This window comes from Streptomyces sp. bgisy159 (genome assembly GCF_057707805.1).
Window position 1 is genome coordinate 310,584 of record NZ_JBYIQX010000003.1, and the last position, 13,942, is coordinate 324,525.

Annotated in this window: 10 protein-coding genes; 6 read left to right on the forward strand and 4 right to left on the reverse strand. The window is 73.7% G+C overall.

Annotation, left to right across the window (positions count from 1 at the left end; all coding sequences use genetic code 11):
- Window positions 1–16: 16 nt before the first annotated feature.
- The 3 genes from sucB to AC3ET3_RS05325 all read right to left on the reverse strand — a co-directional run bounded on the left by sucB (window position 17) and on the right by AC3ET3_RS05325 (window position 5,072).
- Complete coding sequence (gene sucB / locus AC3ET3_RS05315; RefSeq protein ID WP_435611705.1) at window positions 17–1,801, reverse strand: 2-oxoglutarate dehydrogenase, E2 component, dihydrolipoamide succinyltransferase; 1,785 nt, start codon at window positions 1,799–1,801, stop codon at window positions 17–19.
- 71 nt (window positions 1,802–1,872) lie between these two features.
- On the reverse strand, window positions 1,873–3,261 hold the full coding sequence (gene lpdA, locus AC3ET3_RS05320) for a dihydrolipoyl dehydrogenase (protein ID WP_435611706.1): 1,389 nt from the start codon (window positions 3,259–3,261) through the stop codon (window positions 1,873–1,875).
- Between the two features lie 260 nt (window positions 3,262–3,521).
- Entirely contained in the window at window positions 3,522–5,072 is a 1,551-nt protein-coding gene (locus AC3ET3_RS05325; protein ID WP_432135636.1) for a leucyl aminopeptidase, read from the reverse strand.
- A gap of 367 nt (window positions 5,073–5,439) precedes the next feature.
- Between AC3ET3_RS05325 and AC3ET3_RS05330 the strand changes: the two genes are divergently transcribed.
- The 5 genes from AC3ET3_RS05330 to AC3ET3_RS05350 all read left to right on the forward strand — a co-directional run bounded on the left by AC3ET3_RS05330 (window position 5,440) and on the right by AC3ET3_RS05350 (window position 12,016).
- The gene (locus tag AC3ET3_RS05330; protein WP_435611707.1) at window positions 5,440–7,470 is read left to right on the forward strand and encodes a hypothetical protein; all 2,031 of its coding nucleotides are present in this window, start codon (window positions 5,440–5,442) and stop codon (window positions 7,468–7,470) included.
- A 121-nt stretch (window positions 7,471–7,591) separates the two neighbouring features.
- Window positions 7,592–9,115: a GT4 family glycosyltransferase PelF gene (gene pelF / locus AC3ET3_RS05335; protein WP_432135634.1), complete on the forward strand. Its 1,524-nt coding sequence runs from the start codon at window positions 7,592–7,594 to the stop codon at window positions 9,113–9,115.
- Window positions 9,112–10,581 (forward strand): hypothetical protein, encoded by a 1,470-nt coding sequence (locus AC3ET3_RS05340; RefSeq protein ID WP_432135633.1) that lies wholly within the window; start codon window positions 9,112–9,114, stop codon window positions 10,579–10,581. The genes pelF and AC3ET3_RS05340 overlap by 4 nt, the downstream gene beginning before the upstream one ends.
- A complete protein-coding gene (locus tag AC3ET3_RS05345) occupies window positions 10,578–11,222 on the forward strand; it encodes a spherulation-specific family 4 protein (protein WP_435611708.1) in 645 nt (214 codons plus the stop codon). The genes AC3ET3_RS05340 and AC3ET3_RS05345 overlap by 4 nt, the downstream gene beginning before the upstream one ends.
- On the forward strand, window positions 11,219–12,016 hold the full coding sequence (locus AC3ET3_RS05350) for an endo alpha-1,4 polygalactosaminidase (RefSeq protein WP_432135631.1): 798 nt from the start codon (window positions 11,219–11,221) through the stop codon (window positions 12,014–12,016). Before AC3ET3_RS05345 ends, AC3ET3_RS05350 begins: the two co-directional genes overlap by 4 nt.
- A 19-nt stretch (window positions 12,017–12,035) precedes the next feature.
- Here the strand turns inward: AC3ET3_RS05350 and AC3ET3_RS05355 are convergent, their stop codons facing one another.
- Window positions 12,036–12,833: an adenosylcobinamide-GDP ribazoletransferase gene (locus tag AC3ET3_RS05355; protein ID WP_432155752.1), complete on the reverse strand. Its 798-nt coding sequence runs from the start codon at window positions 12,831–12,833 to the stop codon at window positions 12,036–12,038.
- A gap of 177 nt (window positions 12,834–13,010) precedes the next feature.
- Here AC3ET3_RS05355 and AC3ET3_RS05360 point away from each other — a divergent pair, with 177 nt between their 5' ends.
- Window positions 13,011–13,832 (forward strand): hypothetical protein, encoded by an 822-nt coding sequence (locus AC3ET3_RS05360; RefSeq protein WP_432135629.1) that lies wholly within the window; start codon window positions 13,011–13,013, stop codon window positions 13,830–13,832.
- The last annotated feature ends 110 nt before the right edge of the window (window positions 13,833–13,942 follow it).

The following is a 13,942-nucleotide window of genomic DNA, read 5'->3' on the forward strand; positions in this document are numbered from 1 at the left end:
CACGGACGCCTGAGGGTTACAGCCCGAGCTCGACCTCGAACTCGCCCGCCTCCAGGATCGCCTTGACCGCGCTCAGGTACCGCGCGGCGTCGGCGCCGTCCACCAGACGGTGGTCGTAGGACAGGGTCAGGTACGTCATGTCGCGGACGCCGATGACCGTGCCCTCCTCGGTCTCGATGACGGCCGGACGCTTGACCGTGGCACCGATGCCGAGAATCGCGACCTGGCCGGGCGGCACGATGATCGTGTCGAACAGCGCGCCGCGCGAACCGGTGTTGGAGATGGTGAAGGTCGCGCCGGACAGCTCGTCCGGAGTGATCTTGTTGGCGCGGACCTTGCCCGCCAGCTCCGCCGTGGCCTTGGCGATACCGGCGATGTTGAGGTCACCGGCGTTCTTGATGACCGGGGTCATCAGGCCCTTCTCGGAGTCCACCGCGATACCGACGTTCTCGGTGTCGAAGTAGGTGATGGTCCCCTCGGCCTCGTTGATCCGGGCGTTGATGACCGGGTGGGCCTTCAGCGCCTGGGCCGCCGCCTTCACGAAGAACGGCATCGGGGAGAGCTTGACGCCCTCGCGGGCGGCGAAGGAGTCCTTCGCCTGGGCGCGCAGACGCATCAGCCGGGTGACGTCGACCTCGACGACCGACGACAGCTGGGCCATCTCCTGCAGCGCCTTGACCATGTTGTCGCCGATGACCTTGCGGATGCGGGGCATCTTGACGGTCTGGCCGCGCAGCGGGGAGACCTCCAGGGCCGGGGCGGCCTTCTTGGCGGCGGGCGCCGCCGCGGCGGCCGGAGCCGGAGCGGGCGCCTTGGCGGCCTCGGCGGCGGCCATCACGTCCTGCTTGCGGATACGGCCGCCGACGCCGGTGCCCTTGACGGAGCCCAGGTCGACGCCGTGCTCGGAGGCGAGCTTGCGCACCAGCGGGGTGACGTAGGCGCCCTCGTCGCTCGGCTGCGCGGCGGGCGCGGCCGGAGCCGGGGTGACCGGAGCCGGAGCGGGCGCCGGAGCCGCGGGGGCGGCCGGGGCCGGAGCGGCGGCGGGAGCCGGGGCGGCGGGGGCGGCCGGAGCCGGGGCCGGAGCGGCGGGCGCGGCCGGAGCCGGGGCCGGGGCGGCCGGGGCCGCGGGGGCGGCGGCGGCCGGGGCCGCGGGGGCGGCGGCGGCCGGGGCGGCACCCGGGGCGCCGATGACGGCGAGCTTGGCGCCGACCTCGGCGGTCTCGTCCTCACCGACCACGATCTCCAGCAGCACACCGGCGGTGGGCGCGGGGATCTCGGTGTCGACCTTGTCGGTCGACACCTCCAGCAGCGGCTCGTCGGCCTCGACGCTGTCGCCGACCGACTTCAGCCAGCGGGTGACGGTGCCCTCGGTGACGGACTCGCCGAGCGCGGGCAGGACCACGTCCGTGCCCTCGGCGGAGCCGCCGCCGGCGGCGGCCTCGGCGGTGGGCGCCGGGGCGGGGGCGGCCTGCTCGGCGGACGGCTGGGCGGCCTGGGCCGGCTCGGGGGCCGGCGGGGCGACCTCCTCGGCGGCCGGGGCCGGGGCCGCCGCCGGGGCGCCGGTGCCGTCGTCGATCACGGCCAGCTCGGCGCCGACCTCGACGGTCTCGTCCTCGGCGACCTTGATGGAGGCCAGAACGCCGGCGGCGGGGGAGGGGATCTCGGTGTCGACCTTGTCGGTCGACACCTCCAGCAGCGGCTCGTCGGCCTCGACGCGCTCGCCCTCGGCCTTCAGCCAGCGGGTGACAGTGCCCTCGGTGACGCTCTCACCGAGCGCCGGAAGGGTTACGGAAACCGCCATGGTTTCGGTTGCTCCTAACGAATTACGGAAGTCTGGGTCGTCGCGTTCGACGGATGTCGACCGAGGGTCGGTCAGTCGTGCGAGTGCAGCGGCTTGCCCGCCAGGGCCAGGTGGGCCTCGCCGAGCGCCTCGTTCTGCGTCGGGTGGGCGTGGACGAGCTGGGCGACCTCGGCCGGCAGCGCCTCCCAGTTGTAGATCAGCTGGGCCTCGCCGACCTGCTCGCCCATGCGGTCGCCGACCATGTGGACGCCGACGACGGCACCGTCCTTGACCTGGACGAGCTTGATCTCGCCCGCGGTCTTGAGGATCTTGCTCTTTCCGTTGCCCGCCAGGTTGTACTTCAGGGCGACGACCTTGTCCGCGCCGTAGATCTCCTTGGCCTTGGCCTCGGTGATGCCGACGGAGGCGACCTCCGGGTGGCAGTACGTCACCCGCGGGACACCGTCGTAGTCGATCGGGACGACCTTCAGACCGGCCAGCCGCTCCGCCACCAGGATGCCCTCGGCGAAGCCGACGTGCGCGAGCTGGAGCGTGGGCACCAGGTCACCGACGGCGGAGATCGTCGGGACGTTCGTCCGCATGTACTCGTCGACCAGGACGTAGCCGCGGTCCATGGCGACCCCGGCCTCCTCGTAGCCCAGGCCCTGCGAGACCGGGCCGCGGCCGACGGCCACCAGCAGCACCTCGGCCTCGAACTCCTTGCCGTCGGCGAGGGTGACCTTGACGCCGTCGGCGGTGTACTCGGCCTTCTGGAAGAAGGTGCCCAGGTTGAACTTGATGCCGCGCTTGCGGAACGCGCGCTCAAGAAGCTTGGAGGAGTTCTCGTCCTCGACCGGGACGAGGTGCTTCAGGCCCTCGATGACCGTGACGTCGGCGCCGAAGGACTTCCACGCCGAGGCGAACTCGACGCCGATGACACCGCCGCCGAGGATGATCGCCGACTTCGGCACCCGGTCCAGGACCAGCGCGTGGTCGGAGGAGATGATCCGGTCGCCGTCGATCTCCAGACCCGGCAGCGACTTCGGCACGGAACCGGTGGCCAGGAGGATGTGGCGACCCTGGATCCGCTGCCCGTTCACATCGACGGAGGTCGGGGAGGACAGCCGGCCCTCACCCTCGATGTAGGTCACCTTGCGGGAGGCGACGAGACCCTGCAGACCCTTGTACAGGCCCGAGACGACCTCGTCCTTGTACTTGTGCACACCCGCGACGTCGATGCCCTCGAAGGTGGCCTTGACGCCGAACTGCTCGCTCTCGCGGGCCTGGTCGGCGATCTCGCCCGCGTGCAGCAGGGCCTTGGTGGGGATGCAACCCCGGTGCAGGCAGGTACCGCCGACCTTGTCCTTCTCGATCAGGGCGACGTCCAGGCCCAGCTGCGCCCCGCGCAGGGCCGCGGCGTAACCACCGCTACCACCGCCGAGGATCACTAGGTCGAAAACGGTGCTGGCGTCGTTCGCCACGTCACGTCCTCCATGCATGTGCGCCACCGGTCTGCAGTGACCGGCAGGCGGCTGGTGTCCGGCCGCTCGTTCTTCGGCCCTTAGGTGGGGCCCTGTCCTGCCGAGCCCCATCTTCGCACTAGTCGCCGCGGTACGAGACGCCGGGCCGGGGTGTGAGACACCCCACGCCCGCCCACGCAAGGGGGCGCGGGAGCCGTGCGACAAGCCCCCGCGCCCCGAATCCGCCGTGCGGCGGACGAGCCCGCCGCGGCGGGCGGCCGTCAGCCGAGCTCGCCCGCGGCGGTCAGCTCGGCCAGCCGCACCAGCGTGCGCACCGCCGACCCGGTCCCGCCCTTCGGCGTGTACCCGAAGGGACCGCCCTCGTTGAAGGCCGGCCCCGCGATGTCCAGGTGCGCCCAGGTGATGCCCTCGCCCACGAACTCCTTCAGGAAGAGGCCGGCGACCAGGCCGCCGCCCATCCGCTCACCCATGTTCGCGATGTCGGCGACCTGCGAGTCCATGCCCTTGCGCAGGTGCTCCGGCAGCGGCATCGGCCACGCCGGCTCGCCGACCTCCTCGGCGGCCTCGACCACGGTGGAGCGGAACGCCTCGTCGTTCGCCATGACGCCGAACGTGCGCGAGCCCAGCGCCAGCATCATCGCGCCGGTCAGGGTGGCCACGTCCACGATCGCGTCCGGGTTCTCCTGCGACGCCGCCCACAGCGCGTCGGCCAGCACCAGCCGGCCCTCCGCGTCCGTGTTCAGCACCTCCACGGTCTTGCCGCTGTACATGCGCAGCACGTCGCCCGGGCGGACGGCGGAGCCGGACGGCATGTTCTCCGCCAGCGCCAGCCAGCCGGTCACGTTGACCTGGAGGCCGAGCCGCGCGGCGGCGACGACCGCGGCGAACACGGCGGCCGCGCCGCTCATGTCGCACTTCATCGTCTCGTTGTGGCCGGCCGGCTTCAGCGAGATGCCGCCCGAGTCGTAGGTGATGCCCTTGCCGACGAACGCGAGGTGCTTGTCCGCCTTCGGGTGGCTGTAGGACAGCTTCACCAGGCGCGGTGCTGCGGCGGAGCCCCCGCCGACGCCCAGGATGCCGCCGTAGCCGCCCTTGGTCAGCGCCTTCTCGTCGAGCACCTGCACCTTGATGCCGTGGTCCTTGGCGGCCGTCTGCGCCAGCGCGGCGAACGCGGCCGGGTCGAGGTCGTTCGGCGGGGTGTTGACCAGGTCGCGGGCCCGGTTCAGCTCCTCGACGACGGCCGTGGCGCGGGCGAGCGCGGCCTTGTGGGCGGCGTCGCGCGGCTTGCCGCCGAGCAGGGCGGCCTCGGCGAGCGGCGCCTTGCCGTTCTTGGCCTTGGCGGCGCCGGCGCCCTTGCGGTTCGACTCCTTGTAGGTGTCGAAGGAGTACGCGCCGAGCAGGATGCCCTCGGCGACGGCCCCGAGATCGCCGGCGTCGGCCAGCGGCAGGGCGAAGGCGGCCTTCTTGGTCCCGGCGAGCGCGCGGGCGGCCGCACCGGCGGCCCGGCGCAGGGCCTCGGCGTCGTAACCCGCGTCCTTCTCGGGCTCACCGCCCAGCCCCACCGCCACCACGAGGGGCGCCTTGAAGCCCGCGGGCGCGGGCAGCTTCGTCACCTCGCCCTCGGCGCCGGACGCGCCGAGGGTGTCCAGAAGGCCGGCGAGCCGCCCGTCGTAGGCCTGGTCCAGGGCCTCGGCGCCCGGGGCGACGACCAGGTCGCCGGACCCGGACGCGGAGCCCTTGGCGACACCGATCACGATCGCGTCGGCCCGCAGGCCGGGCGCCGCGGCGGTGCTGAGAGTGAGAGCAGTCACGGTGGTGAAATCTCGCTTCCGATGTGGAGTTTCTGTGGTCGAGCGGAGTGGGTCGACCGGCCCGACAGCCGACCTTAGAGCGGGGTCGCGGGCGCGATCGCACGGGGGCCGTCCCGGCGGCGCGGCGAACCGGCCGGGCGGACCCGGGGATGAGCCTACGCGTGCGCGCGCGTTCGCTCATTCCTGCGAGCGTTCACCTGTGGGTGGTGTCGTGGCCATTTCTCGACCCTTCCAATCCATGACCTGGGTCACACTCGTCGCGTCCGGTGCGGCGATCCGCCCACCGTTTCGCGTGAATTCCACGGATCTGCCGCGAGAGGCGCACAAACGGACCCGCGCGGATCCACTTGCTGGGGGAGGACGAACCATGACGCAGCGCACGCTCGGCCGGAACAGATGGCGAAGTGCCGCCGCACTGGCGGCGGCGACCGGGATGCTGACCGCGGTGGGGGCGGGGGCGCCGACGGCGGCCGCGGCGACCACCCCGCGCGTCGACCTGAAGGTGCTGGTCGTCGACAACGGCGACAGCCCCGTCGAGGCGATCACCGCACAGCTGAGGAACACGGGCGTTCCGTACACCACCGTGGACCTGAACGACCCGGACCGGCCGACCGTCGACGCAGGCTTCCTCAGCGACACGGCGGGCGGCACCCCGCGGGCCAGGTTCCAGGGCGTGGTGCTGCCGAACGAGGCCCCGTTCGGCGCCGGTTCGGCCGAGCAGACCGCGCTGGAGGACTACGAGCGGACCTACGGCATCCCGCAGGTGGACGCCTACACCTGGGCCCACCCGGAGGTCGGCCTGGACTACGCCTCCTACACCGGCCCGCTGGACGGCCGCCCGGCGGCCGTCACCGCGGCCGGGCGCGGCGGCTGGTTCGGCTACCTCGACGGAGCGTTCACCCTGGAGGACAACGCCCCGGACGTGTCGGAGAGCTACGGCTACCTGGGCGCGCCCCGGGAGGGCTTCACCAGCTACGTCGACGTGTCCGTCGGCGACACGACCGGCAGCCTGGTCGGCGAGTACGCCCATGACGGGCGCCGCGAGCTGGTGGTCACCTTCGCCTACAACCAGTACCAGCAGCAGTTCCGGCTGCTGGCCCGCGGCATCGTCGAGTGGCTCACCGAGGGCGTCCACCTCGGCCAGCTCCGCAACTACTTCGCCGTCCACGTCGACGACGTCTTCGCGCCCGACGCCCGCTGGGACACCGAACGCAACTGCACCCCGGGTGACCTCGACTGCGTCGGCGGCGACGGCCCGGGCACCGTGCCGATCCGGATGACCGCGGCCGACGCGGCGTACGCCGCCCAGTGGCAGACCCAGCACGGGTTCACCCTGGACATGGTCTACAACGCCGGCGCCGGCGAGGAGTGGAAGACCGAGAACGGCGGCGGCACCGACGCCCTGACCGACCGGCTGCTCGCCGACCGGGCCCGCTACCGGTGGATCAACCACACCTACACCCACCCTTTCCTCGGCTGCGTCCAGGACACCTCCACCGTCCCGTGGACCTGCGCGAAGAACGCCGACGGCAGCATCCGGTGGGTGAGCCGCTCCGAGATCTCCGCCGAGATCCGCGACAACTACTACTGGGCCGTGAACAAGGGGCTCCCGCTCGACCGCACCGAACTGGTCACCGGAGAGCACTCCGGCCTGCGCACCCTGCCCCAGCAGCCCGTCGACAACCCGAACCTGGCCGGCGCGCTCGCCGACAACGGCATCCGCTGGACCGGCTCGGACAACTCGCGCGAGCCCGAACAGCGCGCCGTGGGCCTCGCGTCGACCGTGCCGCGCCATCCCATGAACGTCTACTACAACGTCGGCACCAAGGCCGAGATGGCCGACGAGTACAACTGGGTGTACACCACCCGGGCCGACGGCGGCAGCGGCATCTGCGAGGACAGCCCCCTGTCCACCTGCATCACCCCGCTGGACACCGCCACCGGCTACGACGACTACATCGTCCCCATGGAGGCCCGCACCGCCCTCGGCCACGCCCTGTCGGGTGACCCGCGCCCGCACTACGTCCACCAGTCGAACCTGGCCGAGGAGCGGATCCTGTACCCGGTGCTGGAACGGGTGCTCGCCGGCTACCGGGCGTTGTTCGCGGACAACACCCCGCTGCAGAACGCCCGGCAGTCCGCCATCGGCACCGAGCTGAAGAACCGCGCCGACTGGCAGGCCGCCGTCGCCGCGGGCGAGGTCACCGCGTACCGGGTCGGCGACACCGTCACGGTGACGGCCCCGTCCGGCACCGAGATCCCGCTCACCGCCCCGGAGGGCACTCGCCGGCAACTCCTGCTCGGCACCACCGTCTTCGGCACCCCGTACGCGGGAGCCCGCTCCGACTGGACCCAGCCGGCGGCGCTCCAGACGGCCGTCGTCCTGAAGCTGCCGTAGACACCGACGCCCTCAGGGGCGCGGGGAACTGCGCGACCGGCCGAATCGAGACCGCACCCGGCCTCCGGCGCGCAGTTCCCCCAGGACAACATCCGCATACAGGGGGGAAGCCAGCGCAGCGATGCCGCGAACCGGCCGTCACGTCACCATGCTCACCGAAGGCACCTATCCGCACGTCCACGGCGGGGTCAGCACCTGGTGCGACCAACTCGTCAAGGGCATGCCGGAGGTGGACTTCCACATCCTCTCGCTCACCGGCACCGGCCGCGAACCCGTGACCTGGGAGCTGCCGCCCAACGTCTACCGTCACACCACCCTGCCGACCTGGGGCCCGCGCCCCGGCCGCGCGCGAGCACCCGTCGGCCGGGCCCGCCGCCGCTTCGCCGACTCCTACGAGCGCCTCCTGCTCTCCTTCCTCGACCCCGAGGCCCGTTGCGACTTCGGCTCCGCCCTGTACGAGCTGGCCGAACTCGCCCGGGACGGCCGGCTGCCGGCGGCGCTGCGCACCGAGACCGCGCTGCGCTCCCTGATGTGGATATGGACGATGCCGCATCTGCCGACCGCCGCCGCCCGGCCCACCGTGCACGACGCGCTCACCGCCACCGACCTGCTGGAACACGCCCTGCGCCCGCTGGCCGCACGGATGCCCGAGGACTGCGTCGCGCACGCCGTCAGCAGCGGCCTGGCCACCCTCCCGGCGCTCGCCGCCCGCCACTTCGAGGGCGTGCCCTTCCTCCTCACCGAGCACGGCATCTACCTGCGCGAGCGCTATCTCGGCTACCGGCGCGACGCCCAGCGCTGGCCGGTCAAGGCGTTCATGCTCGCCTTCTACCGCGCGCTGAACTCCCACGGCTACCGCACCGCCGACCTGATCACCCCGTGCAACCGGTACAACCGCCGCTGGGAGGAGCGCGGCGGCGCCGCCCCGGACCGTATCCGCACGGTCTACAACGGCGTCGACCCCGCCGCCTTCCCGCACGCCGGACCGGAACCCGACGTGCCCACCCTCACCTGGTGCGGGCGCGTCGACCCCATCAAGGACCTGGAGACGCTGATCCACGCCTACGCCACGGTCCGCGCCGAGCTGCCCGAGACCCGGCTGCGCCTGTTCGGGCCGGTCCCGCCCGGCGGGCAGGCGTACCGGACGAGACTGGAGAAGCTCGCCGCCGAACTCGGCGTCACCGACGGCCTCAGCTTCGAGGGCCGCGTCACCGAGGTGTGGCGTGCCTACGCGGCCGGCCACGTCGTCATGCTGTCCTCGATCTCCGAGGGCTTCCCGTTCTCCCTGATCGAGGCCATGTCCTGCGGCCGTACGACCGTCTCCACCGACGTCGGCGGCGTACGCGAGGCCGTCGGTGACACCGGCCTGGTGGTGCCGCCGCGCGAGCCGGAGAAGATGGCCGCGGCGGCGCTGGCCCTCCTCAAGGACGACGAACGGCGGCTGCGCCTGGCCGAGCTGTCCCGGCAGCGGGTCATCGACCGGTTCACCCTGCGCCGCTGCGTGGAGAACTTCCGCACGGTCTACCAGGAACTCGCCGGGCTGCCCGAGATCTACCGGCCGGCCGTCGAGACGGTCGCCGACTGGACCGCCGAACTGCGCGACCCCTGGTACGCGGCCGTCGCGACGGACGGAACCGACTGGTGAGCCGCTCCCCGGGGCTGCTTCGGGGCGCCCGCCCCGTCGCCCTGCCCACGATCCCGCACCAGCGGGCCACGCCCCGCCGGGCCGCCCCCGACCCGATCGACGAACTGGCCGCGCAACTCGACGACTTCGTCGCCGCCGCCGTCCACCCCGACGAGATAGCCGCCCTGCTGGAGTCCGACGGCCTGTCCGACGACCAGATACGCGAGCGGTACGGCGTGCGGAACTCCTTCGCGCTCGCCGAGGAGCTCTACGCACGCGTCCCGCGCCGCCACCCCGGCCCCGACGGCCCGCCGGCCGACCCCTGGCGGGTGAGCCTGCTCGGCTGTCTGCTGCGCGGCCTGGTCTTCGCCCTCCCCGGCTTCGCCCACGTGCTCGGCGCCCCCCTGCTGGCCGGGCCCCGCGACGACCTCGGCCTGCCGGCCGGCACGGTCCCGCTCCTCGCGGGCGCGCTGTGCGGCTGGAGCTGGAACCAGGGACTGTCCCACCGGGCCTACACCTGGCTCGGCCTCGGCGACCGGGCCGCCGCCCGCCGCTGCCTCCTGGTCGGCGCCCCGGTGGGCGCCCTGCTCGGCTCGCTGGCCGCGCTCGCGGTGACCGGACCGGCCCACCCGGCCGCACTGGCCTTCGCCGCCGGCCAGTCCTGCTATCTCGGGGCCTCGACCGTCCTGCTGGTGCTGGGCCGCGAACGGATCCTGCTGGCCGCCCTGGCCCCGATGACGGGCGGCGCGCTGCTGTCCCTCGTCGAACCCGTTCCGTCGTCGCTGCGGCTCCTGCTCCTGGTGGTCTCACCGGGCGCCGTGACGGTCCTCGCGCTGCGCGAGGTCCGGCCGACGCTGCGGGAAATGGGCGAGCTGTTCGCACCGGGCCGCGCCGGCGGCGTGTCCCGGCTGCCGGTCGGCTCCCTGCCCTACGCGTTGTTCGGGCTGGCCAGCGGGGCCCTGGTGCTGTACGCGGCGCTCGGCGACGTGCTCGCGGGACAGGCGCACAGCGCGCCGGCCGCGCCCGCCGCCGTGGCGCTCACCCTCAGCATGGGCCCCGCCGAGTGGCTGCTGCACCGCTTCCGCAGCGGCAGCCTGGCCGGGCTGCGCGCGGCCGGCACCGCGCGCGCCTTCCGGCGTGCGACGGCCCGTACGGTGACGCTGTGCCTGGCCGGGTACCTGCTGGTCCTGCTCGCCCTGGGGGTGCTCGCCGCGCTGCTGTGGCCGCACGCGCCCGAGCCGACCGGCATGCGGCTGGCCGGACTGCTGCTGCTCGGCGTGGTGCTGTGGACGGGCCTGCTGCTGCAGTCCTTCGGCGCGGTGCTCGGTGCCGCCGTGGTCTGCTCGCTGGCCGCCCTCGCCCAGACGGGAGCCCTGCTGCACCACCTGCCCGCACACCCGGTCGCCGTGGCCGTGTACGCGGCGGCGGCCACCGCCCAGGCCGTCCTGGCCGGTGCCCTGCTCGGAAGGGCGACCGCCCACCGATGAGCACCCTGCTGGTCCCGTACTACGAGCACCCGGCCGTCCGGCCCGCCGAGTGGGCGGCGGTCCTCGCCGCCGCCCCCCGGTTGTACGGCGTCGTCCTCAACCCGGCGAGCGGCCCCGGCACGGTCCCCGACCCGGCGTTCGCCGAGGTCGCGGCCCGGCTGCGGGCGGCGGACGTCCGGGTGCTGGGCTACACCGACACCGCCTACGGGCGGCGCCCGCCCGCCGAGGTCGCGGACGACCTCGCCCGCCACCGGGCCTGGTACGCCACCGACGGGGTGTTCCTCGACCAGGTCGCCTCGGGGCCCGGCGACCTGCCGTACTACCGCGGTCTCGCGCACGCCGTCCGGGCGGCCGGCTGCCGCTCCCTCACCCTCAACCCCGGCACCCCGCCCCACCCCGGCTACGCCCGCGTCGCCGACGTCCTGGTCACCTTCGAGGACCCCTGGGCGGCGTACCGCACACGGCGGCCCCCGGCCCCCGCGGTGGCCGCCGTGCAGTGCCACCTCGTCCACGGCGTCCCGGCCGGCGCCGACTGCGCGGGCCTCGCGCGTTCCCTCGGGGCCGGACTGCACTGTGCGGTGCCGGGGACGGGAGATCATCCTTGGGGTACGTTGCCGCACACCCTGGAGCCGGTCCGTTGAGACACCCGATACTGCTCACCACTCTGCTCGCGCTGCTGCTGGCGGGCTGCACCACGACCCCGCGGGACGACGAAGCGGACCCGCGGCCCACGGCCGGGCGCTGGGTGCCGCACCCCGGCATCGGCTGGCAGTGGCAGCTCAGGGACCGTCTGGACACCTCCGTCGACGTCCCGGTCTACGACATCGACGGCTTCGACAACCCGAAGGCGACCGTCGACGCCCTGCACGCCGACGGCCGCAAGGTCATCTGCTACCTGTCCACCGGTGCCTGGGAGGACTGGCGGCCGGACGCCGACGCGTTCCCCGAGGCCGTCGTGGGCCGCAGCAACGGCTGGCCCGGCGAGCGCTGGTTCGACATCCGCCGCACCGACGTCCTGGAACCGCTGATGGCCGAGCGGCTCGACATGTGCCGCGACAAGGGGTTCGACGCGGTGGAACCGGACAACATGGACGGCCACCTCAACGACACCGGGTTCCCCCTGACCGCCGACGACCAGCTCCGCTACAACCGGCTGATCGCCCGCCTCGCCCACGACCGGGGCATGTCCGTCGGCCTGAAGAACGACCTGGACCAGATCCCCGAACTGGTCGGCGACTTCGACTTCGCGGTCAACGAGCAGTGCGCCCAGTACGGCGAGTGCGCGTCCCTGACCCCGTTCATCGAGGCCGGCAAGGCCGTCTTCCACGTCGAGTACGAGCTGCCCACCAGCCGCTTCTGCGCCGAGTCGCGCCGGCTGCGCCTCAGCTCCCTGCTGAAGAAGTACGAGCTGGGCGCCTGGCGCGAGGCCTGTTAGGGCCGCGCCGGGCCCCTGGCTAGGAGCCCAGCGACAGGACCACCAGCGCGGTCGTCGCCGCCGTCTCCGCCAGGCCGCCGAAGACGTCCCCGGTGACCCCGCCGAAGCGGCGCGTGCAGCGGCGCAGCAGCAGTTCGGAGGCGGCCAGCGCGGTGACGACCGCCAGCGCCGCGCGGATCGCGTCGTACGGTCCACCGGGCGCGCCCGCCGCGGCCGCCAGCGCGACACAGCCGGCCGCGACCCCCGCGGCGCCCGCCGTCGGCACCACACCCGCGACCGCCGCCCCCAGCCCCTCCGGCCGGGCGGCGGGCACCCCCGCCCGCGCGGCCAGGGTGAGCGCCAGCCGGGCCGCGACCGCGGAGACCACGGCCCCCAGCGCGCCCTGCGCCCAGGAGTCGGCGTAGAGCCCGGCCAGCGCGGCCACCTGGGCGAGCAGTACCAGCACCAGGGTGACCACCCCGAACGGCCCGATGTCCGACTGCTTCATGATCCGCAGCGCGTCCTCGGCGGGCTTGCCGCTGCCCAGCCCGTCCGCGGTGTCGGCGAGGCCGTCCAGGTGCAGCCCGCGGGTCAGCGCGGCGGGCACGGCGACGGACCCCACGGCGGCGAGGAGAGGACCCGCGCCCGACGCGAGCAGCAGCAGGCCGAGGCCCGCCGCGGCACCGCCGACGACCAGTCCGGCCAGTGGGGCGCTGAGCATGCCACCGCGCGCGGCCGGGCGGTCCCAGCGGTGGACGTGGACGGGCAGCACGGTGAGTGTGCCGAAGGCGAAGCGCAGGCCGTCCAAGGGGGAGGGGGTCGTCGGGGTGTCGGTCACCCGCGCAGGCTACCGGCCGCCATGGGCCGCACCTGAGGGGGCGGTGGCTGGGGAGGGACGACAGGCGAGGGCGGGGCCAGGGGAGGGCGGGGCCAGGGGAGGGGGTGACAGGGGAGGCGGGTGACAGGGAAGGCGGGGAGGAAGTGAGACAGCGACAAAAGAGATTAGAGTGCCTATATGGGACATTGGCTCTACCGGAACATCGTCGAGCCGGGCAAGCTGCCGCTGCTCCTCGCCCTCACGGCCTTCGTCCTGACCTTCCTCGTCACCCGCGTCATCACCCGGCTCATCCGCGCGGGCAAGGGCCCGTTCGGCAACGTGAAGGCCGGCGGTGTGCACATCCACCACGTCGTGCCCGGCGTCGTCCTCACCCTCGTGGGCGGCTTCGGCGCGGTGACCGGCGGCCGCGACGGCGTCGGGCCGGCGCTCAGCGCCGTCGTCTTCGGCATCGGCGCCGGACTCGTCCTCGACGAGTTCGCGCTGATCCTGCACCTCGACGACGTCTACTGGAGCGAGGAGGGCCGCAAGAGCGTCGAGGCCGTCGTGATGACGGCCGCCCTGGTCGGCCTGGTACTCGCGGGGTTCTCCCCGTTCGGCGTGAACGGACTCTCCGAGGACGAGCTGCAGAACCGGGGCGCGGCCATCGTCACCGTGATCACCAACTTCCTCTTCGCGCTCGTCGCCCTCGGCAAGGGCAAGACCCGGGTCGCGGTCTTCGGGGTGATCGTCCCGCTCGTCGCGCTGGTCGGCGCGGTCCGTCTGGCCCGCCCCAACTCGCTCTGGGCCCGCCGCTTCTATCCCCACCGCCCCCGCGCCCGCGCCCGGGCGACCCTGCGCGCCTACCGCCACGACCGCCGCTGGTCCCGCCCTCGCCGCGCCGTGGAGAACTGGCTCGGCGGTGCCCCCGACGCCCCACCACCGGCCCTGCCGGAGGCGACCGAACAGACCGAACACGGCACGGAGCCCGTGCCGCCCGGGGGTGGCGGCGAGGGGCGGTGAGCCGGCCGCCGGAGTCCGGGTGCGGCGGTGCCGGCGTTCCGGCGCCCGCGGCCGGGCCGCTCACGCCGGGTCCTGCCCCGCCAGGAACTCGGTTCCGTCGGCCGCTTCGG

What these genes read in the sequence shown, in the direction of transcription:
- AC3ET3_RS05360 (WP_432135629.1), top strand. Translation starts at nt 13,011, where the DNA reads ATGGGACATTGGCTCTACCGGAACATCGTCGAGCCGGGCAAGCTGCCG.
- AC3ET3_RS05345 (WP_435611708.1), top strand. Translation starts at nt 10,578, where the DNA reads ATGAGCACCCTGCTGGTCCCGTACTACGAGCACCCGGCCGTCCGGCCC.
- pelF (WP_432135634.1), top strand. Translation starts at nt 7,592, where the DNA reads ATGCCGCGAACCGGCCGTCACGTCACCATGCTCACCGAAGGCACCTAT.
- sucB (WP_435611705.1), bottom strand. Translation starts at nt 1,801, where the DNA reads ATGGCGGTTTCCGTAACCCTTCCGGCGCTCGGTGAGAGCGTCACCGAG.
- AC3ET3_RS05330 (WP_435611707.1), top strand. Translation starts at nt 5,440, where the DNA reads ATGACGCAGCGCACGCTCGGCCGGAACAGATGGCGAAGTGCCGCCGCA.